The 26,346-nt window shown below is 68.1% G+C and carries 31 protein-coding genes and 1 pseudogene; 24 read left to right on the top strand and 8 right to left on the bottom strand.

All coding sequences use genetic code 11. The features are described from left to right. Positions 1-395 precede the first annotated feature (395 nt). Genes rpsP through OG300_RS02390 form a run of 5 tightly spaced genes read left to right on the top strand, consistent with a single transcriptional unit; the run spans position 396 to position 2,627 of the window. Positions 396-833 carry a 30S ribosomal protein S16 gene (gene rpsP, locus OG300_RS02370; RefSeq protein ID WP_405491639.1) on the top strand — a complete coding sequence of 146 codons (438 nt, stop codon included), beginning with the start codon at positions 396-398 and terminating at the stop codon, positions 831-833. Continuing rightward, positions 833-1,075: an RNA-binding protein gene (locus OG300_RS02375; RefSeq protein WP_405491641.1), complete on the top strand. Its 243-nt coding sequence runs from the start codon at positions 833-835 to the stop codon at positions 1,073-1,075. Before rpsP ends, OG300_RS02375 begins: the two co-directional genes overlap by 1 nt. Beyond that, positions 1,076-1,612 (top strand): ribosome maturation factor RimM, encoded by a 537-nt coding sequence (gene rimM / locus OG300_RS02380; RefSeq protein WP_405491643.1) that lies wholly within the window; start codon positions 1,076-1,078, stop codon positions 1,610-1,612. Positions 1,613-1,615: 3 nt separating this feature from the next. Beyond that, positions 1,616-2,317, top strand: a complete 702-nt coding sequence (gene trmD / locus OG300_RS02385) for a tRNA (guanosine(37)-N1)-methyltransferase TrmD (protein ID WP_405491645.1) — start codon at positions 1,616-1,618, stop codon at positions 2,315-2,317. Then, a complete protein-coding gene (locus tag OG300_RS02390) occupies positions 2,301-2,627 on the top strand; it encodes a DUF732 domain-containing protein (RefSeq protein ID WP_405491647.1) in 327 nt (108 codons plus the stop codon). Before trmD ends, OG300_RS02390 begins: the two co-directional genes overlap by 17 nt. Before the next feature lie 25 nt (positions 2,628-2,652). Here OG300_RS02390 and OG300_RS02395 read toward each other — a convergent pair whose 3' ends face one another. Continuing rightward, positions 2,653-3,882 carry a PQQ-binding-like beta-propeller repeat protein gene (locus tag OG300_RS02395; RefSeq protein WP_405491649.1) on the bottom strand — a complete coding sequence of 410 codons (1,230 nt, stop codon included), beginning with the start codon at positions 3,880-3,882 and terminating at the stop codon, positions 2,653-2,655. A 121-nt stretch (positions 3,883-4,003) separates the two neighbouring features. Here OG300_RS02395 and OG300_RS02400 point away from each other — a divergent pair, with 121 nt between their 5' ends. After that, positions 4,004-6,469 carry a Tex family protein gene (locus OG300_RS02400; RefSeq protein ID WP_405491651.1) on the top strand — a complete coding sequence of 822 codons (2,466 nt, stop codon included), beginning with the start codon at positions 4,004-4,006 and terminating at the stop codon, positions 6,467-6,469. A gap of 244 nt (positions 6,470-6,713) precedes the next feature. On the opposite strand, the gene OG300_RS02405 is transcribed toward OG300_RS02400, so the two are convergent. Next, complete coding sequence (locus tag OG300_RS02405; protein WP_405491653.1) at positions 6,714-7,934, bottom strand: methyltransferase; 1,221 nt, start codon at positions 7,932-7,934, stop codon at positions 6,714-6,716. 248 nt (positions 7,935-8,182) lie between these two features. Next, complete coding sequence (locus tag OG300_RS02410; protein WP_405491655.1) at positions 8,183-8,554, bottom strand: bleomycin resistance protein; 372 nt, start codon at positions 8,552-8,554, stop codon at positions 8,183-8,185. 286 nt (positions 8,555-8,840) lie between these two features. On the opposite strand from OG300_RS02410, the gene OG300_RS02415 reads away from it, so the two are divergent. The 12 genes from OG300_RS02415 to OG300_RS02470 all read left to right on the top strand — a co-directional run bounded on the left by OG300_RS02415 (position 8,841) and on the right by OG300_RS02470 (position 18,829). Beyond that, positions 8,841-9,713, top strand: coding sequence for a hypothetical protein (locus OG300_RS02415; protein ID WP_405498444.1), 873 nt, complete (start codon positions 8,841-8,843; stop codon positions 9,711-9,713). A 192-nt stretch (positions 9,714-9,905) separates the two neighbouring features. Then, positions 9,906-10,247 (top strand): 50S ribosomal protein L19, encoded by a 342-nt coding sequence (rplS, locus tag OG300_RS02420; RefSeq protein WP_405491657.1) that lies wholly within the window; start codon positions 9,906-9,908, stop codon positions 10,245-10,247. A 95-nt stretch (positions 10,248-10,342) separates the two neighbouring features. After that, positions 10,343-11,158, top strand: coding sequence for a signal peptidase I (gene lepB / locus OG300_RS02425; RefSeq protein ID WP_405491659.1), 816 nt, complete (start codon positions 10,343-10,345; stop codon positions 11,156-11,158). 20 nt (positions 11,159-11,178) lie between these two features. Beyond that, positions 11,179-11,937, top strand: a complete 759-nt coding sequence (locus tag OG300_RS02430; RefSeq protein ID WP_405491661.1) for a ribonuclease HII — start codon at positions 11,179-11,181, stop codon at positions 11,935-11,937. A gap of 43 nt (positions 11,938-11,980) precedes the next feature. Then, positions 11,981-12,286: a DUF2469 domain-containing protein gene (locus OG300_RS02435; protein WP_019929973.1), complete on the top strand. Its 306-nt coding sequence runs from the start codon at positions 11,981-11,983 to the stop codon at positions 12,284-12,286. An 86-nt stretch (positions 12,287-12,372) separates the two neighbouring features. Beyond that, complete coding sequence (locus OG300_RS02440; protein WP_405491664.1) at positions 12,373-12,729, top strand: YraN family protein; 357 nt, start codon at positions 12,373-12,375, stop codon at positions 12,727-12,729. A gap of 1 nt (position 12,730) precedes the next feature. After that, positions 12,731-14,239, top strand: a complete 1,509-nt coding sequence (locus tag OG300_RS02445) for a YifB family Mg chelatase-like AAA ATPase (RefSeq protein WP_405491666.1) — start codon at positions 12,731-12,733, stop codon at positions 14,237-14,239. Between the two features lie 115 nt (positions 14,240-14,354). Continuing rightward, entirely contained in the window at positions 14,355-15,512 is a 1,158-nt protein-coding gene (gene dprA / locus OG300_RS02450; RefSeq protein WP_405491668.1) for a DNA-processing protein DprA, read from the top strand. A 289-nt stretch (positions 15,513-15,801) separates the two neighbouring features. Further along, on the top strand, positions 15,802-16,725 hold the full coding sequence (locus OG300_RS02455) for a tyrosine recombinase XerC (protein ID WP_405491670.1): 924 nt from the start codon (positions 15,802-15,804) through the stop codon (positions 16,723-16,725). Beyond that, positions 16,725-17,516 (top strand): N-formylglutamate amidohydrolase, encoded by a 792-nt coding sequence (locus OG300_RS02460; protein WP_405491672.1) that lies wholly within the window; start codon positions 16,725-16,727, stop codon positions 17,514-17,516. Before OG300_RS02455 ends, OG300_RS02460 begins: the two co-directional genes overlap by 1 nt. Positions 17,517-17,631: 115 nt before the next feature. Continuing rightward, a complete protein-coding gene (locus tag OG300_RS02465) occupies positions 17,632-18,393 on the top strand; it encodes a siderophore-interacting protein (protein WP_405491674.1) in 762 nt (253 codons plus the stop codon). Between the two features lie 61 nt (positions 18,394-18,454). Further along, complete coding sequence (locus OG300_RS02470) at positions 18,455-18,829, top strand: hypothetical protein (protein WP_405491676.1); 375 nt, start codon at positions 18,455-18,457, stop codon at positions 18,827-18,829. A 190-nt stretch (positions 18,830-19,019) separates the two neighbouring features. Here OG300_RS02470 and OG300_RS02475 read toward each other — a convergent pair whose 3' ends face one another. The 3 genes from OG300_RS02475 to OG300_RS02485 form a co-directional block, all read right to left on the bottom strand. Continuing rightward, positions 19,020-19,526, bottom strand: coding sequence for a DUF1990 family protein (locus OG300_RS02475; RefSeq protein ID WP_405491678.1), 507 nt, complete (start codon positions 19,524-19,526; stop codon positions 19,020-19,022). Continuing rightward, positions 19,523-20,128: a M23 family metallopeptidase gene (locus OG300_RS02480; RefSeq protein WP_405491680.1), complete on the bottom strand. Its 606-nt coding sequence runs from the start codon at positions 20,126-20,128 to the stop codon at positions 19,523-19,525. The genes OG300_RS02475 and OG300_RS02480 overlap by 4 nt, the downstream gene beginning before the upstream one ends. 88 nt (positions 20,129-20,216) lie before the next feature. Further along, entirely contained in the window at positions 20,217-20,735 is a 519-nt protein-coding gene (locus tag OG300_RS02485) for a GNAT family N-acetyltransferase (protein ID WP_405491682.1), read from the bottom strand. Between the two features lie 259 nt (positions 20,736-20,994). Between OG300_RS02485 and rpsB the strand changes: the two genes are divergently transcribed. Continuing rightward, complete coding sequence (gene rpsB, locus OG300_RS02490) at positions 20,995-21,888, top strand: 30S ribosomal protein S2 (protein WP_405491684.1); 894 nt, start codon at positions 20,995-20,997, stop codon at positions 21,886-21,888. 109 nt (positions 21,889-21,997) lie between these two features. Next, the gene (gene tsf, locus OG300_RS02495) at positions 21,998-22,816 is read left to right on the top strand and encodes a translation elongation factor Ts (protein WP_405491686.1); all 819 of its coding nucleotides are present in this window, start codon (positions 21,998-22,000) and stop codon (positions 22,814-22,816) included. 92 nt (positions 22,817-22,908) lie between these two features. Here the strand turns inward: tsf and OG300_RS02500 are convergent, their stop codons facing one another. Then, positions 22,909-23,247, bottom strand: coding sequence for a hypothetical protein (locus tag OG300_RS02500; RefSeq protein WP_405491688.1), 339 nt, complete (start codon positions 23,245-23,247; stop codon positions 22,909-22,911). 77 nt (positions 23,248-23,324) lie between these two features. Continuing rightward, positions 23,325-23,603, bottom strand: a pseudogene (locus OG300_RS02505) (NmrA family NAD(P)-binding protein); the annotation flags it as partial. Here OG300_RS02505 and OG300_RS02510 point away from each other — a divergent pair. The 4 genes from OG300_RS02510 to OG300_RS02525 all read left to right on the top strand — a co-directional run bounded on the left by OG300_RS02510 (position 23,529) and on the right by OG300_RS02525 (position 26,318). After that, positions 23,529-23,813 (top strand): hypothetical protein, encoded by a 285-nt coding sequence (locus OG300_RS02510; RefSeq protein ID WP_405498445.1) that lies wholly within the window; start codon positions 23,529-23,531, stop codon positions 23,811-23,813. The pseudogene OG300_RS02505 and the gene OG300_RS02510 sit on opposite strands and share 75 nt — an antisense overlap. Before the next feature lie 141 nt (positions 23,814-23,954). Then, entirely contained in the window at positions 23,955-24,689 is a 735-nt protein-coding gene (gene pyrH, locus OG300_RS02515) for a UMP kinase (protein WP_405491690.1), read from the top strand. Positions 24,690-24,726: 37 nt separating this feature from the next. Next, positions 24,727-25,284, top strand: coding sequence for a ribosome recycling factor (frr, locus tag OG300_RS02520; RefSeq protein WP_405491692.1), 558 nt, complete (start codon positions 24,727-24,729; stop codon positions 25,282-25,284). 170 nt (positions 25,285-25,454) lie between these two features. Next, entirely contained in the window at positions 25,455-26,318 is an 864-nt protein-coding gene (locus OG300_RS02525) for a phosphatidate cytidylyltransferase (protein ID WP_405498446.1), read from the top strand. Positions 26,319-26,346 lie beyond the last annotated feature (28 nt).

Below are 26,346 nucleotides of genomic sequence, written 5' to 3' on the forward strand. Positions count from 1 at the left end.
CGTAAGTGAATCGGTCACACTTCACACGTTTGTTCCACCCAACCTGATGAGGAGATGCCCGTGGGTTCCATCGAGACCCTGGCTATCGGAGTGATCGCCGGACTGATCGTGAAGCTGCTGACCTCCGGGAGCACCACCCCGGCCCCGCCGCAGTAGTCCGCGAGCGCGTCCACGGCCCACCGGTCCGCCGGTGGGCCGTTCTCATGTCCGGCCCGGGGCGATTTCAGCTGCGCGAACCGGTCTGGCAGAATGGACGATCGTCCTCGTCGAGGACAGTGTCAGCCCGTCTCCGGTTACGTACCGCGCGGCGGTCACCGCACTTTACGCAAAACCGGGCCCACCCCGCGTGGGTCGCTGAATTGCGACCGTGACCACATGAAAGGCACCATCAGCTCATGGCTGTTCGTATCAAGCTGACCCGTCTGGGCAAGATCCGCAACGCGCAGTACCGCGTCGTCATCGCCGACGCCCGTACCCGCCGCGACGGCCGCGCCATCGAGTCCATCGGCATCTACCAGCCGAAGGAAGAGCCCTCGCTCATCCAGATCGATTCCGAGCGCGCCCAGTACTGGCTGAGCGTCGGCGCGCAGCCGACCGAGTCGGTGCAGCGTCTGCTGGAGATCACCGGCGACTGGCAGAAGTTCAAGGGTCTGCCGGGCGCCGAGGGCACCCTGAAGGTCAAGGCCCCCAAGACCTCCAAGCTGGACCTGTTCAACGCCGCCCTGGCCGCGGCCGACAGCGAGCCCACCGCCGAGGCTGTCACCCCGAAGAAGAAGGCCGCCAAGAAGGAAGAGGCCGCCGAGGCCGAGGCCACCACCGAGGCTGCCGAGTAATGACCGCCGTTGTCGCCGATGCCGTCGAGCACCTCGTGCGCGGCATCGTCGCCAATCCCGATGACGTCCACGTCGAGCTGATCACCAGCCGACGTGGCCGGACCGTCGAGGTGCACGTGCACCCCGACGATCTGGGCAAGGTGATCGGTCGTGGTGGCCGTACGGCCACCGCACTGCGCACCCTCGTCGCGGGTATCGGCGGTAAGGGTATTCGCGTCGACGTGGTCGACACGGACGCATAGATGGAACTGGTCGTCGGTCGGGTCGCCAAGTCGCACGGTGTGCGCGGCGAACTCGTCGTAGATGTCCGTACCGACGAGCCGGAACTGCGTTTCGCGCCGGGGGAGGCCGTCACCGGCCGCCTCCCGAAGGCGAAGCAGACGCAGCAGTACGTAGTGGAGTCGGCCCGGGAGCACTCGGGCCGACTGCTGCTGCGTCTGGACGGCATCCTCGATCGTGACGCCGCGGATGCGTTGCGCGGCATGCTGTTTCTGGTCGACACCGCGGATCTGCCGCCCTCGGAGGATCCCGATTCGTATTACGACCATGAGCTGGAAGGACTTTCGGTCCAGCTCGCCGACGGCACCGCTGTCGGCACGGTCAAGGAAGTACTGCATTCGGCTGCGGGAGAACTGCTTTCGATCAAGGCCGGGGAGGCGTTCCCGCCCGCGGGTCGCGAAATCCTGGTCCCGTTCGTGCTCAGCATGGTCCCGACCGTGTCCGTCGCCGACCGGCTGATCGTCATCGATCCGCCCGAGGGTCTGCTGGACCCGGAGTAGCCCATGCGCATCGACGTGATCACGATCTTCCCCGAGTACCTCGAGCCGATGCGTGCCGCCCTGCTGGGCAAGGCCATCGACAAGGGGCTGCTCGCGGTGGACGTGCACGACCTGCGCGGCTGGACCCACGACGTCCACAAGGCGGTCGACGACACCCCTTATGGCGGCGGTCCCGGCATGGTCATGAAACCCACCGTGTGGGGCGACGCCCTCGACGCGGTGTGCCCGGACGACGCCCTGCTGGTGGTGCCCACCCCGGCCGGTATCCCGTTCACGCAGGCCACGGCCGAACGCTGGTCGCGCGAAAAGCATGTGGTGTTCGCGTGTGGCCGCTACGAGGGCATCGATCAGCGGGTCTTCGACGACGCTGCCCGCCGGGTGCGGGTGGAAGAGGTCAGCATCGGCGACTACGTGCTGATCGGCGGTGAGGCCGCGGTCCTCGTGATGACCGAGGCGTTCGTGCGCCTGATTCCCGGCGTGCTCGGCAATCAGCAGTCGCACGAACAGGATTCGTTCTCCGACGGCCTCCTGGAAGGCCCGTCCTACACCCGCCCGGTGAGCTGGCGTGACCTCGAGGTCCCCGACATCCTGCTGTCGGGCAACCACGCCAAGATCGCGGCCTGGCGGCACGAGCAGTCCCTGGAACGCACCCGTGCCCGCCGCCCCGACCTGCTGCCGAAGGAACACGATGAGACGATTCGGTAGCTTCGCCGGTGCGGTCGGCATCGGACTGGGCCTGTTCGCCGCCGTGTTCGGTGGCGGTGTGGCCCTGGCCAACAACCTCGACGGCGACTTCCTCAGCCAACTCGGCGATCGGACGGTCGCGACGCCCGGCTACGAGAACACCGATGACGGACGGCATTTGATCGCCGAGGGCAAGGACATCTGCGCCCGCCTGCGGGCCGGAATCCCGGTGGTGCCGACCGATCAGTGGGGCTACCAGGAGACATTGCTGCGTGCGGCCGTCGAGGTCTACTGCCCCGAATTCAAGGCCTCGCAAAGGGATTTCGGCTGATCCGCGCCCGATCGGCCTGTGGCACTTACCGTGTGGCAGGAATGGTGGCGTAGGTATTGCCCGGTCCGGCGACCAGGACACCCCAGGGGCCGTCGTACACGCGAGTCCCCGCGACCTCCAAACCCATGGTGAGAGTGGGCTTTTCACCCGCCGCGGTCGGCCCGGGTCCGATCACCACCGTGCGCTTGCCGTTCTTCGGATCGTAGGCGAGCAGCCAGGTCTTCTTCGCGTCCGAGCGCTCCTGCATCAGGGCGAAAATGGCATTGCCGCCGCTGACCGTGAGCGGCTGGATCTGTTCCTTCGTGGCGTCGAGCGGCACCGTCCAGCGCGTCGCGCCACCGGGTTCGGTGAGCCGCATCTCCTTGTCCTCGGAGAACACGTAACTGTCGAGGGTGAGCGCCGAACCGTCCGGCTGCGGAATGTGGAACTCCTTGTCCGAGGCCGGTTCACGGCTGCCGAGCGACTTCCCGTTCGACGTGTCGACGGTCTCGACGGAGCCGTCCGACACCACCAGGCCGATCCGCCCCGTGGCACGCAGGAAGCTGCGCTCGTCCGGAACCTCCCGCTGCCAGACGGCCTTACCGGAGGCGCGATCGAGTCCGCCGATGCGATACCGGCCACCCGGTGCGGGACAACGGAATATGTCGACGCCCGGTCCCGCCGCGAGGGTCGCGACATCCGAATCGAACAGGGCCGGAGAGTCTTTCGACAGCGGTGTCGCGCAACCGACGGTGGCCGGATCCACGGTCCAGCTCTGCTGCCCGGTGCGCGGATCCGTATGCACGAATTGTCCGGTGGCGTCGTCGGCTACGGCCCACTCGTCGTTCGGTGTGGACCAGAACAGCTGCACCCCGGTCTCGGCGTCGTAGGCCGTCAGTCCCGCAGTGCCCTGCCACCCGGCCAGTAGCACCTTGCCGGAGTCCAGCACCTGGATCCGGTCCTTGTCGACCGGTGCCGTTGGCGGCTGGATCTGCCAGCTTTTCAACCCGGATCGGTAATCGATGCCGTAGATCTTCCCGTCGGCCACGGTGTACACGCCGGTGGAGGTAACGCCGACAGTGTCGTTCGCATCCAGCCGCAAAGTCCGCACCGCGCCCAGATCCAGATCGGCCACGCTGCGACCGCCGCTGTCCGAATCCGAGCCGTGCGAACCGCACCCCACCGCTCCCACCAGCATCGTCGCGGCCAGCGCGGTCCGGGTGGCGATCGTGAACGCGGCTCGTGGAAGGCGTTCGCGCAGAGTCTGGTTCGGCACCGGGCGATCCTCCCACCACGCTCTGCTACCGGGGATCCCGGCTCGCCGGTGACCCTCCGGTGACCGAAACGTGTCTGGGCCTTGCGTCGCCCGCCGGGCGGCGACTGTAGTGTCAGCGGGCGTGACGACAGCCTCCGAAACCGTCAACACCGACTCCCAGGGCGCCGTGAGCGCCATCCGCCTCGCCAGCGTCGGCCGACGCATCGCCGACGAACTGGGGGTGCGCGAGGAGCAGGTGCGCGCCGCCGTCGATCTGCTGGACGCCGGATCCACCGTGCCGTTCGTCGCGCGCTACCGCAAGGAGGTGACCGGCGGGCTCGACGACGCCCAGCTACGCACGCTCGACGAGCGCCTGCACTACCTGCGCGAACTCGACGAGCGCCGGGGCTCGATCATCGAATCCATCCGTGGTCAGGGCAAATTGGACGAGCCGCTGCACGCGCAGCTGATGCTCGCCGACACCAAGGCCCGCCTCGAGGACATCTACCTGCCCTACAAGCCCAAGCGGCGCACCAAGGCGCAGATCGCGCGGGAGGCCGGGCACGAGCCGGTGGCCGACGCGCTGATGGCCGACCCCACCACCGATCCCGCCCAGTACGACGCCGAACAGCTCGACGGCGCCCGCTCGATCCTGGTCGAACGTTTCGCCGAGGACGCCGACCTGGTCGGTGAACTGCGCGAACTGATGTGGGAGCGTGGCCAGGTCACCTCGACCGTGCGCGCGGGCAAGGAGGAGGCGGGCGCGAAGTTCGCCGACTACTTCGAATTCTCCGAGCCGTTCAGCAAGCTGCCCTCGCACCGGATCCTGGCGCTGCTGCGCGGTGAGAAGGAAGAGGTGCTGACCCTGCACCTCGAATCCGACACCGAGGAACTCGCCGACGGCGAGCGCTCGATCTACGAGGGCCGCATCGCCCGCAAGTTCGACATCGCCGCGCAGGGCCGGGCCGCCGACACCTGGCTGCTGGACACCGTGCGGTGGGCGTGGCGGACCAAGCTGCAGGTCAGCATGGGCATCGATACCCGAATGCGGTTGCGGCAGTCCGCCGAACGCGACGCCGTCGACGTGTTCGCCGCCAACCTGCGCGACCTGCTGCTGGCCGCGCCCGCCGGCACCCGCACCACCATGGGCCTGGACCCGGGCTACCGCACCGGCGTCAAGGTGGCCGTGGTGGATTCGACCGGCAAGTGCGTGGCCACCGAGGTGATCTACCCGCACAAGCCGCAGGGCCAGACCGAGAAGTCGGTGGCCGTGCTGGGCGCACTGGTCGCGCGGTTCAATGTGGAGCTCATCGCCATCGGCAACGGCACCGCCTCACGTGAGACCGATGCCCTTGCCGCCGAACTGATCTCGCGCATCCCGGAGAACAAGCCCACCAAGATCGTGGTCTCCGAGGCGGGCGCTTCGGTGTACTCGGCCTCGGCGTACGCCTCGGCCGAACTGCCCGATATGGACGTGTCGCTGCGCGGCGCGGTCTCCATCGCCCGCCGCCTGCAGGACCCGCTGGCCGAGCTGGTGAAGATCGACCCGAAGTCGATCGGTGTCGGCCAGTACCAGCACGACATCTCCGAAACCCTGCTCGCCCGTTCGCTGGGCGCGGTGGTCGAGGACGCGGTGAACGCGGTCGGTGTCGACGTCAACACCGCCTCGGTGCCGCTGCTGTCCCGCGTGTCCGGTATTACCGGTTCGGTGGCGGAAAGCATTGTGGCGCACCGCGACGCCAACGGCCCGTTCCGCAGCCGCACCGGACTCAAGGATGTTCCGCGCCTGGGCCCCAAGGCTTTCGAACAGTGCGCGGGCTTCCTGCGCATCCGCGGCGGCGAAGACCCCCTCGACACCTCGTCGGTGCACCCGGAGGCCTACCCGGTGGTCCGCCGCATCCTCGACGCCAGTGGTCGTGGCGTGCACGAACTCATCGGCAACACCACGGTGCTGCGTTCGTTGCGTCCCGCCGACTTCACCGACGAGAAGTTCGGTGTGCCGACCGTGTCCGACATCATCTCCGAACTGGAGAAGCCCGGCCTCGACCCGCGCCCCGAATTCAAGACCGCCGAATTCGCCGCCGGCATCGAGAAGGTCGCCGACCTGAAGCCCGGCATGGTCCTCGAGGGCGTCGTCACCAATGTCGCCGCCTTCGGCGCCTTCGTCGATGTCGGTGTCCACCAGGACGGCCTGGTCCACGTCTCGGCCCTGTCGCACAACTTCGTCAAGGATCCGCGCGAGGTCGTGAAGTCCGGCGACGTCGTCAAGGTCAAGGTCCTCGAGGTCGACATCCCGCGCCAGCGCATCGGCCTCACCCTCCGCCTCGACGACGAGCCCGGCACCGCCAAACCCGAACGCGGCGACCGCGGCCCCCGTAACAACCAGGGCGGCGGCCAGCGTCAAGGCGCCCAGGGCGGCGGCAACCGTCAGGGTGGACAGGGCGGCGGCCAGCGTCAGGGCGGCCAAGGCGGCGGCAATCGCCAAGGCGGCCAGGGTGGTCAGGGTGGCGGCCAGCGTCAGGGCGGTCAGGGTGGCGGCAACCGCCCCCAGTCCACCCCCAGCGGCAGCATGGCCGATGCCCTCCGCCGCGCGGGCTTCGGCAAGTAGCACCTGAGCAACGGCCGGGCTCCGGGACAACCTCCCGAAGCCCGGCCGTTTCGTCTGCGCCGATGCCTGTCCGCGAAATCGGCCGACGGCACCGCCATCAGTCCTCCAAAGCAGCTTCTCCACCTGTCCGGTTGCCGCGCTGCGAGTTCTGTCCGGTTCGAGAGGAATTCGCGTGCACCGCACGGCCGTTCACGGCGAAGGACGGGAGCCTGCCACGGATCGGCGCGGTGCCGTGTGGTTTTCGTCAGTTGCGGGTCAGCCGCCAGAGCGAGGTGATCTCGCCTGCCCTGGCCGCGTGCAGCGGGTCGTCCTGATCGGCCGCGCGGGGATGGCGTGGGCGGGTGTCGAGGCGGTCGATGACGCGCAGGCCCGAGGCTTCGAACGCGGTCGGTAGATAGCCGTCGGGGCGCAGGCCCAGGCGTTCGGCCAGGTCCGAAATGATCAGCCAGGCTTCGCCTTCGGCGGTGAGATGCTTGCCGAGGCGGTCCAGGAAGGCGCGCAGCATGCGGCTGCCGGGATCGTAGACGGCGTGGTCGAGGGGGGATTGCGGCTTGGCGGGCAGCCAGGGCGGGTTGCAGACGACCAGCGGGGCGCGGCCGGGCGGGTAGAGGTCGGTGCGGATCAATTCGACTCGGTCGCCGTGGCCGAGTCGATCGAGATTGGCTCGGGCGCAGGCCAATGCGCGCGGGTCCTGGTCGGTCGCGACAATCGACTGCACGCCGCGCTGCGCCAGCACCGCGGCCAGCACGCCGGTGCCGGTGCCGATATCGAAGGCCAGCCGGTGCGACGGAAGTGGCGCGGCGGCAACCAGATCGACGTATTCGCCGCGTACCGGGGAGAACACGCCGTAGTGCGGGTGGATGCGCGCGCCGAGCGCGGGAATGTCCACCCCCTTGCGCCGCCACTCGGATGCGCCCAGCACACCGAGCAATTCGCGCAGTGACACCAGCGTCGCCGTGCTGGCAGGCGCACCGTAGGCCTGATCGCAGGCTCGACGCACGTCCGGTGCGCGCAGCGACGACAGCGTCCACCCCGGTTCCAGCCGCACCAGTAGCCGTCCGAGCATGGCCGCGCGGTGGGCCTGGCGACGCCGGTCGGCCAGGAATTCCGCGGCGGGCGTGGGCGCGCATCGGGCTCGTCGTTCGCCGTCCACCCGGCGGCCGAGCGCCTGCAGCAGCTGGCGGGAGTTGTGGAAGTCGCCACGCCACAGCATCGCGGTACCGGCGGCGGCGAGTCGATACGCCGCATCCGCGGTGAGCCGGTCGTCCACCAGCGTGACCTCGGCAGGCGCCGGCGACCCGTTCTCCGAACGCCATGCCGCGCTCTGCGCCTGCCCGTCCTCGGTCCACCGGACCACGGGCGCGGCCGGTACCGCCGCCGTCGGCCGGTTGGTGACGAGTTCCGTTGCGGTAGCGGATGGTTCAACTGACGCACCGGAATTCTCCGGCGACAATGCATTGGTCATGAGGGCGTTCCTTGATCTGCCCAGGAACGTGCGAGCAACCGGCGACGAGCAGCGCTCGGGGATCGGCAGCGCGTGAAGATTCGTACACCGGCCGCGGTGAGGCACGACAGGACTGCTGGAAAAGCGTGACAACCGCGAGGAAGGCGGCCGAACTTACGGCAGACCTGCGGTCAGCGAACGACCGCTGCGTGCATGGGTGTCGTCACCACTCCAACCTATCCGACCGGCCGGGCGAATCGGACAGTGCCCTACTCGGGGATCGGGGATCCGACCCGATGCAGGGTCCCCTCCGGATCCACATAGGCGAATTCGCGCAGCCCGTAATCGGTGTCGACCGGCGGCGTGAGGCGACCGGGTAGGCCGACCGCCGACCACTCGGCGTGCAGCGCGTCGGCATCGGAGACGTACAGATAGATGGCGGCCGCCGTGCGCTTCGGATCGTGTTCGGCCCACTCGGTGAGATGCAGGGAGATCCCACCGCGATCGGCGAACCCGTACCGGTCGGCACCGCCGTAGGCGTGCGCCTGAAATCCCAGCAGCCGATAGCGGTCCAGTGCCGCGTCCAGGTCGAGCACCGGAATGACCGGCGAGACGGTCTCGAACACGATGGCTTCCGACATGCGAACTCCCGTTCGTGGGCGGGTATGGCCTGGCGTATCGGACCATAGCGCGACCCACCGACAGCCCGCCGTTCTCGAAACGTGAAGCGGCCGAGAACCTCCCGTGCCGGTGAGTTCGGCCACTGCCGACCCCGACGTGCTCTCCGTCGAGCCGGATTCGAGTTTTCTGGACGTTTGCTCCACTACCGCGGTCGACACGGTGATTCGGACGTACCCGTCGGCGGCGCGGGTAGCGTGGCGGTTGGCATCAGGCGAGGCAGCGGCAGGAGACGACACGGGTATGCATGTGCGGCGGTGGTGGGAGGATGTCGTGGTGGCGCACGGCCGGTTGCCGCTGGCCTGTCTGCTACTCGGCTTCATCGTCGGCTTCATCCTGATCCGGATCAGCGTGCGGCTCATCCGCAAACAGGTGCGCTGGTGGCCGGGCAACGTCCGGGCCGGTGATGTCCACATTCACCACATGGTGTTCGGGGTCGTGCTGGTACTGGGTTCCGGAGTCGGCCTGGTGACGCTGTATCAGAGCACCGTCGGCGTGATCAGTGCCTGCGCAGCGGTTTTCGGTGTCGGCGCGGCGCTGGTGCTCGACGAGTTCGCGCTCATCTACTACCTGCGCGACGTGTACTGGGAGGAGCAGGGTCGCACCTCGGTGGACGCGGTGTTCGTCGCGGTCGCGGTGTCGGGTCTGCTGCTGTTGGGTTTTCATCCCTTGTGGCTGTTGGACATTCAGGACTTCCGGGATTTCAAGGCGGACCCGAATGTGCCGGAACGCCTGTTCACCCTGATGTTCGTGGCCGTGAATCTGGTGCTGGCCGCGATTGTCATTGCCAAGGGCAAGATTTGGACCGGTCTGTTCGGCATGTTCTTCCTGCCGCTGCTGCTCATCGGCGCCCTGCGGCTGAGTCGTCCGGGCGCACCCTGGGCCCGCTGGCGCTACTCCGCGCGCCCCGGCCTGATGCGCCGCGCGGTGCGCCGGGAACGTCGCTACCGCCGCCCGGTGATCCGCGCCAAGATCTTCGTGCAGGATCTGGTCGCCGGTAAGCCCGATGTCGCCCACGTGCGCCGCGCCGCCGAGGAAGAGCTCGCCCGCACCGTGGTCCCGGCCCCGCCCGCCCCGCCCGGTTCGCATCCCCTGTTGAGTAGCCGTAAGATCGCTGACTGAGAGAGGCCACTACCGGGACCCGATTAACCAGCGGTTCCCGTCGTCTGGCACAATGCTCAGGTTGCCTTGGACGCTCGCTGCGGTGAGCATCGTGTCCGGGCACCGCCCAATTATCCGGAGCACGAACCGGTCGAGCGCCTCACGGCCAGCCGCCAGGTTCCTCTGTTCGCGCGAAACACAATAAGGACGGAAATGAACACCCTCGACTTCGTCGATGCCAAGTCGCTGCGCAGTGACGTCCCGGACTTCCGCCCGGGTGACACGGTCAACGTGCACGTGAAGGTCATCGAAGGCAACAAGGAGCGCGTCCAGGTCTTCAAGGGCGTCGTCATCCGCCGCCAGAACGGTGGCATCCGCGAGACCTTCACCGTGCGTAAGGTCTCCTTCGGTGTCGGCGTGGAGCGCACCTTCCCGGTGCACAGCCCCAACCTCGACAAGATCGAGATCGTGACCCGCGGTGACGTGCGTCGCGCCAAGCTGTACTACCTGCGCGATCTGCGCGGCAAGGCCGCCAAGATCAAGGAAAAGCGCTGAGGTAGAACCTCCGCCCCCGAGCCGCTTTCCGGCTCGACAGCGCCGAGTAGCCCGGCACCGCATGCTTCTTCGCGGTGCCGGGCTACTCTGTTGCGGTGGCAGACGAGAGCGAGTCGGTGACTGTGCCGGAACCGGGCGAAGACAACCGGGCGGAAGCCCCGGAGACCCCCGAGGCCAAGCCGAAGAAGAAGCAGCGCCCGTTCTGGCAGGAGCTGCCGATCCTGGTCGGTTTCGCCGCGCTCATCGTGGCGCTGCTGGTGACCTTCATCGGGCGTCCGTACGTAATCCCTTCGCAGTCCATGGAACCCACCCTGCACGGGTGCACCGGCTGCACCGGGGACCGCATCTACGTGGAGAAGCTGAGCTACTACTTCGGTGATCCCAAGCCGGGTGACGTGGTGGTCTTCGTCGGCCCGAGCTCCAGCTGGAACAGCCACTACAAGTCGATTCGCTCCTCCAACACCGTGGTTCGCGGCGTGCAGAACTTCCTGTCCTTCTTCGGACTGGTGCCGCCGGACGAGAACGATCTGGTGAAGCGGGTGGTCGCCACCGGCGGGCAGTCGGTGAAATGCTGTGACGCGCAGGGCAATGTGATGGTCAAGGACAACACTCCCGGCTCCGACTGGAAGTCGCTCAACGAGCCGTACGTGAAGTTCAACAATCCGTTCGATCCCGCGCACCCCGACATCCCCTTCGGTGCGGGCCGGGCCTTCCCCGAGGTCAAGGTGCCGGACGGCAACCTGTGGGTGATGGGCGACAACCGCGCCGAATCCGCGGACTCCCGCTATCACATGAAAGACGAGTACCAGGGCACGGTTCCAGTGAAGGACGTGCGCGGCAAAGCCGTGTTCAAGATCTGGCCACCGAGCCGGATCGGTCCGGTCCGGGCACAGGACCCCCAGACCAACTGAGAGTCGCGGATAATCGACCGGTGGGGAAGATGGCGAGCGGCGCCGCCGCATCCGGAGTGAGCCGGAAGACGAGCGGCGGCAAGAAGATTCAGCGGATCGACCGCGGTGACTGGCCGCCGCGCGTGGTGATGCGGTCGGCCGGTGGACTACGCACGCTGGAAGCCGCGCTGATCCGCAGCGGACTGGGTCCGGTCGCCGGTGTCGACGAGGCGGGCCGCGGCTGTTGCGCGGGTCCGCTGGTCGTCGCCTCTTGCCTGCTGCCGCCCAAGGCCTACACCTCGCTGGCCGGTCTCGACGACTCCAAGAAGCTCACCGAGAACGTCCGCGAGGAGCTGTTCCCGATCATCAAGCGGGTGGCGCTGGCCTGGCAGGTGGTGGTGATTCCGGCCTGGGAGATCGACGCCATCGGCATCCACGTCGCCAATATCGAAGGCATGCGCCGCGCGATCGCCGGGCTGGACCCGGTGCCCGGCTACGTGCTCACCGACGGTTTCCGGGTGCCGGGCATTCCGGTGCCGTCGCTGCCGGTCATCGGCGGGGACGCCTCCGCGGCCTGTATCGCGGCCGCCAGCGTGCTGGCCAAGGTGACCCGCGATCGCATGCTGGTCGAGCTGGATCAGCAATTCCCCGGCTATGGGTTCGCCGCGCACAAGGGGTACAACACTCCTGAACACCTCGAGGCGCTCAACCGCCTCGGGATCACCAGTGAACACCGTAGGTCCTGGCGAAACGTCCGGGAGACCGGCCGAGTGGCTACCGACACCGCGTATGCGGGATGATGTCTCTACACCCAGTTGGGCGACAAGGAGGACGTTCCACCCGATGAGCGCCGAGGATCTCGAGAAGTACGAAACCGAGATGGAACTATCCCTGTACCGCGAGTACAAGGACATCGTCGGGCAATTCTCGTACGTGGTGGAGACCGAGCGCCGCTTCTACCTCGCCAATTCCGTCGAGCTGCGTCCGCAGAACGCCGACGGTGAGGTGTACTTCGAGGTGCGGATGTCGGATGCATGGGTTTGGGACATGTACCGGCCCGCCCGCTTCGTGAAGCACGTTCGCGTCATCACCTTCAAAGACGTGAATATCGAGGAGTTGGAGAAGACCGACCTGCGGCTTCCGGAGTAATCCACAGCCGGGTCGTTATCCACAGGCTCGCAGTTTTCCCAGTTCGGCATGGCCGGGTCCGTCGCGGGCCCGGCCATGCTGGCTGGATGGCAGATCATCTGGCGCTCGGAGCGCTCGGGGAGGAACTGGCCACGCAATTCCTGCGGACGGCCGGTATGGAGATCGTGGCCCGCAATTGGCGGTGCCGCCACGGCGAGCTCGACGTCATCGGCCGGGACGGGGACGTCACCGCCTTCGTCGAGGTCAAAACCCGCCGCAGCCTGATCTTCGGCACGCCCGCCGAGGCGGTCACCTGGTCCAAACAGCAGCGCATCCGCCTGCTGGCCACACTGTGGCTGCGCGAGCAGCACGGTCGCTGGCAACGGGTCCGGTTCGACGTGGTCGCGGTGCTGATGCTGCCCGGGCGGGAACCGGATATCCGGCATCTCAAGGCGGTGTTCTGACATGCCGCTGGGACGCGCGTATTCGGTGGCCGTGAGCGGCGTGGAGGGGCAACTGGTCGAGATCGAGGCGGATATCGGTCAGGGTCTGCCGTCGGTGCACCTGGTGGGTCGGCCGGACACCACGCTGCAGGAGTCTCGGGACCGTGTTCGGGCCGCGGTCACGAACACCGGGGAGAAGTGGCCGGACGGGCGCGTGGTCCTGGCTCTGTCCCCGGCGACACTGCCCAAGGTCGGCAGCGTTTACGACCTGGCCCTGGCCGGCGCCGTACTGGACGCCGCGGGCGCGATCCCGTCGAATCGGCTCTCGGAGTCGGTGCTGCTCGGGGAACTGGCTCTGGACGGGAGAATTCGCCGGGTGCGCGGCATTCTGCCCGCGGTACTGGCCGCCCGCACCGCGGGGCGTCGCACGGTCATCGTGCCCACGTCGGCGCTGGCCGAGGCCGGGCTGGTGGACGGGGTCCGGGTACTCGGTGCGGGGTCCCTGCTCGAATTGGTCGACTGGTTGCGTGGCGGCGGCGAACTGGCCGTCCCGGAACCCGTCGAGCCCACCGCGGCACCCTCGATCGGTGACCTGTGCGAGGTGGTCGGCCAGGACGAGGCCCGCTGGGCGCTCGAGGTGGCCGCGGCGGGCGGCCACCACCTGCTGCTCACCGGTCCACCCGGCATCGGCAAAACCATGTTGGCGCAACGCCTTCCGAGCCTGCTGCCCCCGCTGCGCGAACAGGAGTCCCTGGAGGTCACGGCCATCCACTCGGTCGCGGGCACCCTGTCCGACGACTCCCCGCTGATCACCGCGCCGCCCTTCGTCGCCCCGCACCACTCGTCCTCGGTCACCTCGATGATCGGCGGCGGCTCCGGTTCGGCCCGCCCGGGCGCGGTCAGCTGCGCCCACCGCGGCGTGCTGTTCCTCGACGAATGTGCCGAGATAGGAAGCAAAGTCCTGGAGAGTCTGCGAACACCGTTGGAGGAGGGCGAGGTTCGCATCGCCCGCCGCGACGGCGTAGCCCGCTACCCGGCCCGCTTCCAACTGGTCCTGGCAGCCAACCCCTGCCCCTGCGCCCCGGCCCGCGATATCGACTGCATCTGTGCGCCTTTGGCCCGCCGCCGCTACCTCGGCAAACTCTCCGGCCCCCTGCTCGACCGCATCGACCTCTCGGTCCAGATGCACGCCCAGGCCGCCGGAGCCTTCAGCGGCGACGAGGTCGAGAGCAGCGAAACAGTCCGCGCCCGAGTCACCGCCGCCCGCGCGGCCGCCGCGAAACGCTGGGCAGGCCTTGGTATGTCGACCAATGTCGAAGTCCCCGGCCACGTCCTTCGTCAACGCTTCCGCCTCCCGCGCGAGGCCCTCGCCCCGGTCGAGAACGCCCTCTCCCACGGCCGCATGTCGGCCAGAGGCGCGGACCGCGCGATCAGGGTGGCCTGGACTGTCTGCGACCTACGAGGCGGCGAAATCCCCTCGGCCCAGGATGTCCTGCAGGCCTTGAGCTTCCGGCAGCGCGGCAGCGCGTAGTGGGGGTGATGTGCGTGTCGATCGAAGGGAGGGAACAGCGATGGTCAGCGAATGCGTGTCTGCGAGTGGATCAGTAGCTGGGGGTGCGATACCGGCGCAGGCGGACGAGCGGCGGTTGGCGTGGGTGTATTTGTCGCGGGTGGTAGCGGGGCCGTGCGCGGCGTTGTCCGCGTTGATCGAGACGGTGGGGGTGATCGAGGCGGCCCGCGCGGTGCGGGAGTGCGCTCTGCCGGAGGTGTTGCAGGGGCCGACGGAGGCTCGGCGGGGAATCGACAGGGCCGAAGCGGATTTGGCTTGGATCGAGAGCGCGGGTGGGCGGGTGCTCACGCCGGATGATGCGGAGTGGCCGGCGTGGCGGCTGCTGGGGTTGGGGCAGCTGGATCCGGCTCATGATGAGGCGGGGGCGGTTCCGCTGGTGCTGTGGGTGCGGGGGCGGCGGTCGCTGCTGGAGTCCACCGAGCGGGCGGTTGCGGTGGTCGGGGCCAGGTGCAGTACCGGATACGGGAATCACGCGACCGGGGAGATCGCGGGGGAGTTGGCCGCGCGGGGATGGACTGTGGTGTCGGGGGCGGCCTTTGGAATCGATGGCATGGCGCATCGAGCGGCGTTGGCGGTGGGTGGGGTCACCATCGCGGTGCTGGCCTGTGGGCCGGACCGGCCCTACCCGGTGCAGCACGATCGCCTGCTGGCCGAGATCGCCGAAACTGGCTTGGTGGTCACCGAATACCCGCCCGGCACTTCGCCGCACAAGCATCACTTCTTGGCGCGCAACCGCCTCATTGCCGCCTTGGCGGACGGAGTCGTGGTGGTGGAGGCCGGGATTCGCAGCGGGGCACGCAATACCGTGAAATGGTCGCGCCGCCTCGGGCGTCCGGCGATGGCCGTTCCGGGGCCGATCACCTCCGCGGCATCGGTTGGCTGCCACCGCATGATTCGAGAGGGCGAGGCGTTCATCGTCACTCGCGCCGACGACATCCTCGACGAGGCAGGGCCGTTGCGACTGTCCCTGCCCGGCGCGGTCCCGTCGAACCCGGAGGACAACCTCTCCGGCGATGAGGCGTTGATCTACGCGGCACTCCCGACCATCGGATGCCGCCTGCCGCGCGCCCTCGCCGCCGACACCGGTCTACCCATGCCCGGAGTGCGAGCGACCTTGTCCGCCTTGGAAATCGCGGGCCTGGTCGCCTGTGACGCCAACGGGTGGTCGCGCACCGCGAGCCCTCCCGCCACCTCGACCGAGGCGATCACGGCGGCACACGATCAACATCGCTAGTCGCTGTGGCCCTCAGCGGCCGGTTCCGCAGATGTGAAAACGTGGCAATGAAAATATGCGCATTCAAAAATGTGTCACTCGGCGGAAGGCCCCCGCGTTGTCGACTTCAGCGGGTCCGTCACGTCCCGCCCATCGCGACAACCGCACTGACGGCGATACGGTCCGGTGGGCTGGCATCGCGCACACGAATCCTCGCGCGCACGGCAGGCCGGGTGATGTGGCGGAATGATCTGTGGGCGCGCGGACGGGGGTGCTTGCCATGGGCGGGGATTGGGGTCAGCGTGGGGGGATGAGTGGGCTGCCTGAGGATTTGGAAGCGTTGCTGGTGGAGTACGGGCGGCATTTGCGGTTGGGGCGGAATCGGTCGGAGCACACGGTGCGGGCGTACGTGGGGGATGCGCGGGGGCTGCTGGAGCATTTGATCGGGCGGGCGGTGGATTCTGGGGTGGGGGAGCTGGATCTGGCGTTGCTGCGGTCGTGGCTGGCGCAGCAGGCGGCGGGGGGTGCGGCGCGCACCACGCTGGCGCGGCGGTCGTCCTCGGCACGGACGTTCACCGGGTGGCTGACGCATACCGGACGGCTGGCGGTGGATCCGGGGCCGCGGCTGGGGTCGGCGCGGGCGCATCGGGTGCTTCCGGCGGTACTCGGGAAGGAGCAGGCCAGGGCGGCCATGGACGCGGCGGAATCCGGTGCGGCGCAGCAGGATCCGATGGCTATACGGGATCGGCTGATCGTGGAGATGCTCTACGCCACCGGAATTCGGGTGAGTGAGCTGTGCGGCCTGGATATCGAGGACGTGGACCGGGAGCGCCGGCTGGTGCGGGTGCTGGGCAAGGGCAACAAGGAGCGTGCGGTTCCCTTCGGTGTCCCCGCCGATCAGGCCCTCGATGCCTGGCTGCGGCACGGCCGGTCCGCCTTCGCGGTTCCCGAGTCGGGGCGGGCACTGCTGCTCGGCCGCAAGGGGCGTCGCCTGGATCCGCGGCAGGCCAGAACCGTTGTGCACGAGGTGGTTTCCGCGATTCCGGGCGCACCCGACATCGGCCCGCACGGCTTCCGGCATTCCGCCGCCACCCACCTGCTCGAGGGCGGCGCGGATCTGCGGGTGGTGCAGGAGATCCTGGGGCACGCCAGCATGGCCACCACCCAGCTCTACACCCACGTCTCCATCGAACGGCTCAAGAAGGTGCACGACCAAGCCCACCCGCGCGCCTGATGCGAGTTCCCGACTCCGTCGACCTGATCCCCGGAGCGGACGCGTCGCCGGTGATCCTGCACGTGCCGCACTCCGCGCGCGAGATCCCGCCGTCGGTGCGCCGGGAGTTGCTGCTGGACGACGCGGACCTGCGCCGCGAACTCGACGCCATCACCGACGCCCACACCGCCCTGATCGCCGCCGCTGCCACCGGGCTTTCCGCCACGCCGCCTTGGCAATTCGTGAATCGGCTCTCCCGCCTGGTCGTCGACCCGGAGCGGTTTCCCGACGCGCGTGAGGAGATGGCGGCGGTCGGCATGGGCGCGGTCTACACCGCGACCACCGGCCGAATGCCGTTGCGTGAGAAGGGGTTCGACCCGGATCCACTGCTGGAGCGCTACTTCCGGCCCTATGCGGCGGCCATGCGGGACCTGGTCGCCGAGCGGCTGACGGTGACCGATCGTGTTGTCATCCTCGACGTGCACTCCTACCCGACGCGTCGTTTGCCCTACGAACTGCATGGTGACGGCCCACGGCCACCGATCTGCCTGGGCACCGACGGTTTTCACACTCCTGCCGAGCTGATCGCCACCGCGGTCGAATGTTTCGCGGGGTTCGGCGGCACCGGCCTGGACAGTCCCTTCGCGGGCGTCTACGTACCGCTCGACCACTACCGCCGTGATCCTCGGATCACTGCTCTGATGCTCGAGATCCGGCGGGACGTGTACATGTCCGAGCCCGGCGGCCCGCCGGGGCCGGGAATGACGCGGGTGGCCGAGGCGTTGGCTCAGCTCGTCACGGCGATTTCGTAGTGCGCCCGGGTGGTCGGCGCGCACCGCCTATCGATTCACAGTCAAGTGAGTATCGACGAGCTATCGGAAATCATGTTAGGGTCACTTAGGTTATCCTAATATTGGAGGTGTCCCCTTGGCACGCGTACGTACGACGCTCGTCGTCCAGAACACGATTCGGCTCACCGATCACCTGATTCGCGTCCGCCTGGGCGGACCCGGTTTCGCGACCTTCCGGCCGAGCGAATTCACCGATTCCTACGTCAAGCTGGTGTTCCCCGGCCCGGACGGGGAGATCATGCGCACCTACACCGTCCGCGAGGTCGATCGCGCGGCCGAGGAGATCGCCATCGACTTCGTCTACCACGGTGACGAGGGCATCGCGGGCCCGTGGGCCGCGACCGCCGAACCCGGCGACAGCATCGACATGTTCGGCCCCGGCGGCGCGTACGCCCCGCGCGCCGACGCCGACTGGCATCTGCTGGCCGGTGACGAATCCGCACTGCCCGCCATCGCCGCGGCCGCCGCCGCGCTGCCCTCGGACGCGGTCGGACAGATCTACGTCGAGGTCGCCGGACCCGCCGACCAACTCGCCTTCGTGCACCCCGAGGGTGTCGAGCTGACCTGGGTGCACCGCGGTGACGCGGAGCCCGGCGAGCAGCTGGCCGCCGCGGTTCGTGCCGGTCAGTGGCGCGACGGACAAGCACAGGTCTTCATTCACGGTGAGGCCCAGGCCGTCATGCACGACCTGCGCCCGTACGTGCGCAAGGAGCACGCCGTGCCCGCCGAGTGGGCGTCGCTCTCCGGCTACTGGCGTCGCGGCCGCACCGAGGAGGGTTTCCGCAGCTGGAAGTCCGAACTCGCCGAGGCGGAGAAGGCCACTCCCGCGGGCGTTTAGCGTCGGAGGTGACCGCGAAAGGTGTTCGACGCGAGCGGTTCCCCGCCGTAGCCTCGCGATCATGACCGCCGATCAGCCCACCGCAACCCCGCCGCTGCGCGACCGCCTCCGCGCCGCCCTCCCGCTCGCCATGAAGGCCCGTGACCGCGAGGCTGTCTCGGCTCTGCGATCGACCCTGGGCGCCATCGACAATGCCGAGGCCGTCGACGCCTCTGACGTGCACGCGGGCGCGATCGAGACCAGCGCCGTCGGCCTGGGCACCGCCGAACGCGCCCGCCGCCACCTCACCGAATCCGATATCGAGGCCATCGTCCGCGCCGAAATCGACGACCGCCTCACCGCCGCAAAGGAATATGACACCCTCACCGGCGGATCCGACCGCGCCGCCACTCTTCGCGCCGAAGCCGCCGCCCTCACCACCCACCTGTGCGCCTGACGGGCCCGGCATTCCACCGCACATCGGGTGATCGGCGACAGCACGACGCGGGCTGTGCGATCGACCCTTGTCCGAGTGGAGATCGCCTATCCGAGCCTCGGCCAGTGGATTGGGTTGGCGCTAAGGCTCGGTCGACGTTTCTCATGATTTCGAGGTGCCCGCGCGGTTGATGTCGGAACCGGGTTGCGACTCAGTTTGGACGGATGGCGGCGACGTAGCGCCCGGCGAACCAGTGCTGGATGAGTCGAACGACCGGGCCGCCGAGGCGGACGTACCAGGCGCCGGGGCGGGAGAAGGCGGCGACGATGCCGTAGACGGATTCGTCGGACGGGTCGTATTCGACGGCGAAGAGTTCCTCGCCGCTCTCGGGGTGGCCGGGGAGGGTGCCGTAGGCGAAGCCGCGCAGGTTGGGTTCGGTCAGGACGTAGACCACGCGGCAGGGGGCGTTCACGCCGATCGGGCCGAGGCCCAGGCGGACGGTCAGTTCGGTGCCCGGTTCGGCGGTGGGGGTGGTGGCGTGCGCGTAGATGCCGGTCTCGCGCTGCATGGCGTAGGCCAGGATCCGGGTGGCTGCCTGTTCGAAAACCGCTCGCCCGGAACCGATTCGGCGGCGGATGCGGAAGTGGTGGTAGCCGGGCGGGAATTCGCCCCGGGTGGCGCCGACATCCGGGTAGGTGAAGGGGCGTTCCTGCGTCATATCGACATCCTTGTCCGGTTGTGGGCGGATCGGGCGATCGGGGTGCGCGGCGGCTCGGTAGTGCCGGGGGTGGATTCGGTCGGGTGATGGGAGGTGCGAGTCGGACCCGCTGCCGCGGTGATGGGCTTCAGCCGCAATGGCATTCGATGGATCAGTGCCAGCGGGTTCAGGTATTCGCGGCCGCGGCGCAGGCCCCAGTGCAGGCAGGCTGGTACGGGGCAGCCCGCGTGGCCCGCGTCCAGGGTGCCGATGGGCGAGCCGCGAGTGACCCTGCGGCCCAGCGGAACCGAGGCGGTCACCGGCTCGTAGGTGGTGCGCAGGCCGCCCACGTGGTCGATCGACAGCACCGGCTTGGCGGCGACGGTCCCCGCGAAGGCCACGATGCCGTCCCCGGCCGCGAGCACCGCCTGCCCGCGGGTACCGGCCAGGTCCACGCCGCGATGGCCGGGCAGCCAGTCGTGTTCGGGTTTGTCGAATGCGCGCACCACCGCCGGTCTCGGCTGTAGCGGCCAGCCGAATTCCGGGCCGGGCGCGGCCGCCGCGGGTGCGGCGAGCGTGGTGAGCAGCAGGAGCAGCCAGGTGATGCTCGACAGTGTGCGCATGCCCCTCAGCCTGCGCCTCGCGACGCCTGCCCGGACCCGCGTGACCGGCGAGTGTGGATAACGCGACCGATTGTGAACAACGCGAACGTCACTCGAAGGGTGAACACCCTGGATTGTCGATCGCATAGTGGTGCATCGGCCCGAGCACGCCCGGCACGGTACCGATCGGCCGCATACCGAGCCGCCGGGCAACCGCCGCGGACGCGAAATTCCCCTCGTCCACCTCCGCCAGGACCCGATCCGCGTGCAGTGTGCCGAAGGCATAGGCCACCACTGCCTGCGCGGCCTCCGACGCCAGCCCCCGCCCCCAGTGCTGCGGCGCGAGGCTGTAGACGACTTCCAGTTCGGGCCCGTCGTCGAGCCGTCGTAATCCGGCTGTGCCGAACAGGGATTCGGGATCGGTGGCGTCACGCAGTGCCCACATTCCGAATTGCGCGGTCGCGAAATCTTCTTCGGACCCGGTGATGATCTCGGCGACCTGAGTTTCCGACAGTGTTTGCCCGTCGAAGAGAAATTCGCGGACCGCGGGCGTGCGCCACAATGCCAGCAATCGGCTGCGGTCATCAGCGCACAGTGGGGTGAGCAGCATCCGCGCGGTGGTGAGCATTTCCCTACCGTAGGGTGTCGAACGTGGCTTCGGCCTGCGCTTTTCCTGCGTTCCCGGACCCGATTTCGGTCTGGGGGCCCGGCTGCGTAGACTGGGCCAGCGGTTTGCGTTTATCGCCGACCGACTTCGCGCGCCCACATCGAGGGTTGCCGGCTGGTCCCCAAGCATCATCGCTCGGAGGTTCCGGTGGCCGTGGGCGCCAGGGCAGGGATCGCCGATTCCTGTGTCAACCAGAATCGATAGAAGGAGTTACGGAGCCATGGCTGTCGTAACAATGAAGCAGCTGCTTGACAGCGGCGCGCACTTCGGTCATCAGACCCGTCGGTGGAACCCGAAGATGAAGCGTTTCATCTTCACCGACCGCAACGGCATCTACATCATCGATCTGCAGCAGACGCTGACCTACATCGACAAGGCCTACGAGTTCGTCAAGGAGACCGTTGCCCACGGCGGCACCGTCCTCTTCGTCGGCACCAAGAAGCAGGCTCAGGAGTCGATCGCTTCCGAGGCCACCCGCGTCGGCATGCCCTACGTGAACCAGCGCTGGCTGGGCGGCATGCTCACCAACTTCTCGACCGTCCACAAGCGCCTGCAGCGCCTGAAGGAACTCGAGTCGATGGAGCAGACCGGCGGTTTCGAAGGTCGCACCAAGAAGGAAATCCTCATGCTGACGCGTGAGAAGAACAAGCTCGAGCGCACCCTGGGCGGCATCCGGGACATGGCCAAGGTTCCCTCGGCCATCTGGGTTGTCGACACCAACAAGGAGCACATCGCCGTCGGTGAGGCTCGCAAGCTGAACATCCCGGTCATCGCGATCCTGGACACCAACTGCGATCCCGACCTGGTCGACTACCCGATCCCGGGTAACGACGACGCGATCCGTTCGGCCGCGCTGCTGACCAAGGTCGTCGCCTCCGCCGTCGCCGAGGGTGTGCAGGCTCGTGCCTCGCGCGCCGGTGGCGACTCCAAGCCGGAAGCCGGCGCGGGCGAGCCCCTCGCCGAGTGGGAGCAGGAACTGCTCTCGTCGGCCACCCCGGCCGCCGAGGCTCCGGCCGAGGCTGCTGCTGAGGCTCCGGCCGAGGCCCCCGTGGAGACCGCTGCCGAGGCGGAGCTGAAGGAAGACCCGGCCACCAAGACCCCGGCCGACTTCTGATTTTCCCGCCGAGAGGCGTTTGTTCACCTTGCCGATCGTTGTCGTTCGATGACGGTCGGCAAGGTGTGACCCCCACAGACTTTCACTCACAAAGGGAGGCTCGCCCGAGATGGCGAACTACACCGCCGCCGATGTGAAGCGGCTCCGCGAGCTCACCGGCTCCGGCATGATGGACTGCAAGAAGGCGCTCGAGGAGAACGACGGCGACTTCGAGAAGGCCGTCGAGTTCCTGCGCATCAAGGGCGCCAAGGATGTCGGCAAGCGCGCTGAGCGCTCCACTGCCGAGGGCCTGGTCGCCGCGCAGGACGGCGTGCTCATCGAGATCAACTCCGAGACCGACTTCGTCGCCAAGAACGCCGAGTTCCAGGAGCTGGCCGCCAGCATCGTCGCGGCCGCCGCCAAGGCGCGCCCGGCCGACCTGGATGGCCTCAAGGCCGTCGCGCTCGACAACGGCAAGACCGCCGACCAGGCGCTGCAGGAGCTGGCCGCCAAGATCGGCGAGAAGCTCGAGCTGCGTCGCGTCGCGTCCTTCGACGGCAACACCGCCGTCTACCTGCACAAGCGCGCCACCGACCTGCCCCCCGCCGTGGGTGTGCTGGTCGAGTTCGTCGGCTCCGATGTCGACGCCGCTCGCGCCGCCGGCATGCAGGTCGCGGCCCTCAAGGCCAAGTACCTGACCCGCGAGGACGTTCCGGCCGACCTGGTCGAGAAGGAGCGCTCCATCGCCGAGGCCACGGCCCGCGAAGAGGGCAAGCCCGAGGCCGCGCTCGCGAAGATCACCGAGGGTCGCGTCAACGGCTTCTACAAGGACGTCGTCCTGCTGGAGCAGGCGTCGGTTACCGATTCCAAGAAGACCGTCAAGGCGCAGCTGGACGAGGCCGGTGTCACCATCACCCGCTTCGCCCGCTTCGAGGTCGGCCAGGCGTAATCGCCTGTCGCGCAAGCGAACAAAGCCCCCGGTATCGGATTCCGATACCGGGGGCTTTCTCGTTGGGGAGTTTCGGCGGGCTGCGGGGCTCTTCAGAGTTGCCACCCGGTCGCCGCGGCCCAGTCGTCGAGGTCGAGCAGGCCGGGAAGTTCGGCGCGCAGGGCGGCGACGTCGATGGCCGGGGCGGGCCGGGAGTTGAAGAAGGCGAACATCTTTCCCACCTGCTCGTCGAAGGCCCGGATCTGCTCCACCAGGCCCTGCATGGTGCGCGGGGTGAGTCCGGCTCTGCGAGCGAGGGTTTCGGCGATCTCGGTGGGCGTCGGAGTGTCTCCCGCCAGCACCGGGGAGCGGCCCAGGAACTGCGCGGGCTGCTCGAAGGCGAGGGCGGCGAAGCGCCCGATGTCGTGAATGGCGATGAGTGGCATCGACATATCGCGCGGCGTTCCTCGGCCGCGATGGCGTCCCTGGTGATGTGGACGCCCTCCATCATGGTCAGCATGAGGAACACGCCGTGGGCCCCGTCGAAGGCGGCGGGCAGCGAGTCCTCGTCGTCGAGGTCGCCGACGGCGAGTTGTGCCCCGGCCTCCCGCAGGCGCAGCGCCGCGGGCGAGTTCGGATCGCGCACGAAAGCTCGCACCGCCCGGCCTTTTTCGAGGAGGGCGGCGGCGGTCGCGCTGCCTTGCCGTCCGGTTGCTCCGATGATCGGATGCGCATGCCGCAGTGGGAATCGGCCGCGCGGGCGGTGCTGGGTCAGTTGCGGGATGCCATGGGTCGGCGCCCGGGGGATCCGCGCCTGACCGAATTGGTGGCCGGATTGACCGCCGAGAGTCCGGAATTCGACCGCTGGTGGTCGGAATATCCGGTGGCTCGGTTTGCTGATGGTGGTGCAGGTCCCCGCCACGCCGGAGGCCGCCGATCGGATCATCAGGGTGCTGGCGGCGGGAAATCCGTATCGCGGAACCGTGGACTCGGTGCCCGAAAAGTCACGAATAGGTAGGCCGTATCGAGGGTCGGGTCACCGTCGTGACCGTGCGTGAGGCAGGATGGACGGAGCTTTGACGCCGTCCCGTGCAATTGCTTGGCCGGGATGGTCTTTTCATGTGCCTGTGCGCGCTCGCCTGCCGAGACAAGGAGACCGATGACGGACCCGGATACCGCCCCCGACCGCAAGGGCTATCGCCGAGTACTCCTCAAGCTGGGTGGCGAGATGTTCGGCGGTGGCCGGGTGGGTCTCGATCCCGATGTGGTGCAGACGGTCGCCGAACAGATCGCCGAGGTCGTCGAGGACGGTGTCCAGGTGGCCGTCGTGATCGGCGGTGGGAACTTCTTCCGCGGCGCCGAACTCGAGGAGCGCGGTATGGAACGCGCCCGCTCCGACTACATGGGCATGCTCGGCACCGTGATGAATTCCCTTGCGCTGCAGGACTTCCTGCAGAAGCAGGGCATCGACACCCGGGTGCAGACCGCCATCACCATGGGGCAGGTCGCCGAACCGTATCTGCCGCTGCGTGCCAAGCGGCATCTGGAGAAGGGCCGCGTCGTCATCTTCGGCGCGGGGATGGGCATGCCCTACTTCTCCACCGACACCACCGCGGCGCAGCGCGCCCTGGAGATCGGTGCCGAGGTAGTCCTGATGGCCAAGGCCGTCGACGGCGTCTTCACCGCGGACCCCCGCGAGGACCCGGACGCCACCATGTACACCGAGGTCACCCACAAGGAGGTGCTGGAGCGCGGCCTCAAGGTCGCCGATGCCACCGCCTTCAGCCTGTGTATGGACAACCAGATGCCGATGCTGGTGTTCAATCTGTTGACCAAGGGAAATATCGCCCGTGCAGTCGCCGGTGAGAAGATCGGCACCCTGGTCCGGTCGTGACCGACGACAAGAACCATGACGCAGTGGAGGCAACGCCGTGATTGATGAAGCGCTCTTCGATGCCGAGGAAAAGTTCGAGAAGGCCGTTTCGGTCGTGAAGGACGATCTGGCTTCTATTCGGACCGGTCGGGCCAATCCGGGCATGTTCGCGCGGATCGTGGTGGAGTACTACGGCTCGATGACCCCGATCACCCAGATCTCCTCGATCTCGGTGCCCGAGCCGCGCATGGTCGTGATCAAGCCTTACGAGCAGGCGCAGATGCAGCCGATCGAGACCGCGATCCGCAATTCGGATCTCGGGGTGAACCCCACCAACAACGGTGACATCATTCGGATCTCCATCCCGCAGCTCACCGAGGAGCGTCGCCGGGAGCTGGTGAAGGTCGCCAAGTCCAAGGGCGAGGACGCGAAGATCTCCATTCGCAATGTCCGCCGCAAGTCCATGGACGAGCTCAACCGCATCCAGAAGGACGGCGAGGCGGGCGAGGACGAGGTCGGTCGCGCCGAGAAGGAACTCGACAAGACCACGGCGAAGTACGTGGCACAGGTCGACGAGCTGGTGAAGCACAAGGAAGCCGAACTGCTCGAGGTCTAGACGGCCTGCGGCGCCGGCCGGGGGTAGGGACGAACGGACGACAAGTGAGCGACGGGACAATCGTGGCCGAAGAAATCGCCACCACCGGCAGTGCCGACACTGCCGCGATCGGTGCCGACACCGGCACCACCGGTGCCGCGACACCGGGGGACGCCGGTTCGGTAGCGGCGGTGACGAATTCGGTCGCGCCCGCTGCCGCGCAGCCGAAGGCGCCCGCCTCCAAGGCGGGCCGCAATCTTCCGGCGGCGCTGGCCGTCGGGCTCGGGCTGGGTCTGTCGCTGATCGCGATCCTGCTGTGGGCGCCCAAGGTGCTGGTCGGCGTGATCGCGGTGGCGGTCGCGGTGGCCACCTGGGAGGTGACCAAGCGGCTGCGTGAGGCCGATGTGAAGGTGCCGCGGATCCCGCTGCTGGTGGGCGGGCAGGCGATCATCTGGCTGGCCTGGCCGGTGGGCACCTCCGGCGTGCTGGGCGCGTTCGGTGCGACGGCGCTGACCCTGATGGTGTGGCGGCTGTTCGATCACGGCCTGCGCGCGACGCCGCGAAACTACCTGCGCGACACCGCGATCGCGATCTTCACCATGGCCTGGATCCCGCTGCTGGCGTCGTTCGCGGTGCTGATGCTGTCGGAGAACGACGGCAATCTGCGGGTGCTGACCTTCATGATCCTGGTGGTCTGCTCGGATGTCGGCGGCTATGTGGCGGGGGTGTTGTTCGGCAAGCATCCGATGGTGCCGCACATCAGCCCGAAGAAGTCCTGGGAGGGCTTCGGCGGTTCACTGGTGTTCACCGTGATCGGCGGGCTGCTCACGGTGACCCTGCTGCTGCAGGCGAATTCGATGATCGGCGTGCTGCTGGGTGCGGGTCTGGTGCTGGTGGCCACCAGCGGTGATCTGATCGAGTCGCAGATCAAGCGGGAGTTGGGCATCAAGGACATGGGCACGCTGCTGCCCGGTCACGGCGGCATCATGGACCGCCTCGACTCGATGCTGCCGTCGGCCTTCGTGGCCTGGCTGGTGCTGACCGCGCTGCTCTGAGCCGGGGGAGTGTCGGGGGCCGTGCGCC

This window comes from Nocardia sp. NBC_00511 (genome assembly GCF_045161165.1).
Classification (GTDB): Bacteria; Actinomycetota; Actinomycetes; order Mycobacteriales; family Mycobacteriaceae; genus Nocardia.

Bases quoted from the DNA above. Each gene is read 5' to 3' on its own strand.
- rpsP (WP_405491639.1), top strand. From the start codon at position 396: ATGGCTGTTCGTATCAAGCTGACCCGTCTGGGCAAGATCCGCAACGCG.
- OG300_RS02375 (WP_405491641.1), top strand. From the start codon at position 833: ATGACCGCCGTTGTCGCCGATGCCGTCGAGCACCTCGTGCGCGGCATC.
- rimM (WP_405491643.1), top strand. From the start codon at position 1,076: ATGGAACTGGTCGTCGGTCGGGTCGCCAAGTCGCACGGTGTGCGCGGC.
- trmD (WP_405491645.1), top strand. From the start codon at position 1,616: ATGCGCATCGACGTGATCACGATCTTCCCCGAGTACCTCGAGCCGATG.
- OG300_RS02390 (WP_405491647.1), top strand. From the start codon at position 2,301: ATGAGACGATTCGGTAGCTTCGCCGGTGCGGTCGGCATCGGACTGGGC.
- OG300_RS02405 (WP_405491653.1), bottom strand. From the start codon at position 7,934: ATGACCAATGCATTGTCGCCGGAGAATTCCGGTGCGTCAGTTGAACCA.
- OG300_RS02410 (WP_405491655.1), bottom strand. From the start codon at position 8,554: ATGTCGGAAGCCATCGTGTTCGAGACCGTCTCGCCGGTCATTCCGGTG.
- rplS (WP_405491657.1), top strand. From the start codon at position 9,906: ATGAACACCCTCGACTTCGTCGATGCCAAGTCGCTGCGCAGTGACGTC.
- OG300_RS02435 (WP_019929973.1), top strand. From the start codon at position 11,981: ATGAGCGCCGAGGATCTCGAGAAGTACGAAACCGAGATGGAACTATCC.
- OG300_RS02440 (WP_405491664.1), top strand. From the start codon at position 12,373: ATGGCAGATCATCTGGCGCTCGGAGCGCTCGGGGAGGAACTGGCCACG.
- OG300_RS02445 (WP_405491666.1), top strand. From the start codon at position 12,731: ATGCCGCTGGGACGCGCGTATTCGGTGGCCGTGAGCGGCGTGGAGGGG.
- OG300_RS02455 (WP_405491670.1), top strand. From the start codon at position 15,802: ATGAGTGGGCTGCCTGAGGATTTGGAAGCGTTGCTGGTGGAGTACGGG.
- OG300_RS02460 (WP_405491672.1), top strand. From the start codon at position 16,725: ATGCGAGTTCCCGACTCCGTCGACCTGATCCCCGGAGCGGACGCGTCG.
- OG300_RS02470 (WP_405491676.1), top strand. From the start codon at position 18,455: ATGACCGCCGATCAGCCCACCGCAACCCCGCCGCTGCGCGACCGCCTC.
- OG300_RS02475 (WP_405491678.1), bottom strand. From the start codon at position 19,526: ATGACGCAGGAACGCCCCTTCACCTACCCGGATGTCGGCGCCACCCGG.
- OG300_RS02480 (WP_405491680.1), bottom strand. From the start codon at position 20,128: ATGCGCACACTGTCGAGCATCACCTGGCTGCTCCTGCTGCTCACCACG.
- OG300_RS02485 (WP_405491682.1), bottom strand. From the start codon at position 20,735: ATGCTCACCACCGCGCGGATGCTGCTCACCCCACTGTGCGCTGATGAC.
- rpsB (WP_405491684.1), top strand. From the start codon at position 20,995: ATGGCTGTCGTAACAATGAAGCAGCTGCTTGACAGCGGCGCGCACTTC.
- tsf (WP_405491686.1), top strand. From the start codon at position 21,998: ATGGCGAACTACACCGCCGCCGATGTGAAGCGGCTCCGCGAGCTCACC.
- OG300_RS02500 (WP_405491688.1), bottom strand. From the start codon at position 23,247: ATGTCGATGCCACTCATCGCCATTCACGACATCGGGCGCTTCGCCGCC.
- OG300_RS02510 (WP_405498445.1), top strand. From the start codon at position 23,529: ATGCCGCAGTGGGAATCGGCCGCGCGGGCGGTGCTGGGTCAGTTGCGG.
- pyrH (WP_405491690.1), top strand. From the start codon at position 23,955: ATGACGGACCCGGATACCGCCCCCGACCGCAAGGGCTATCGCCGAGTA.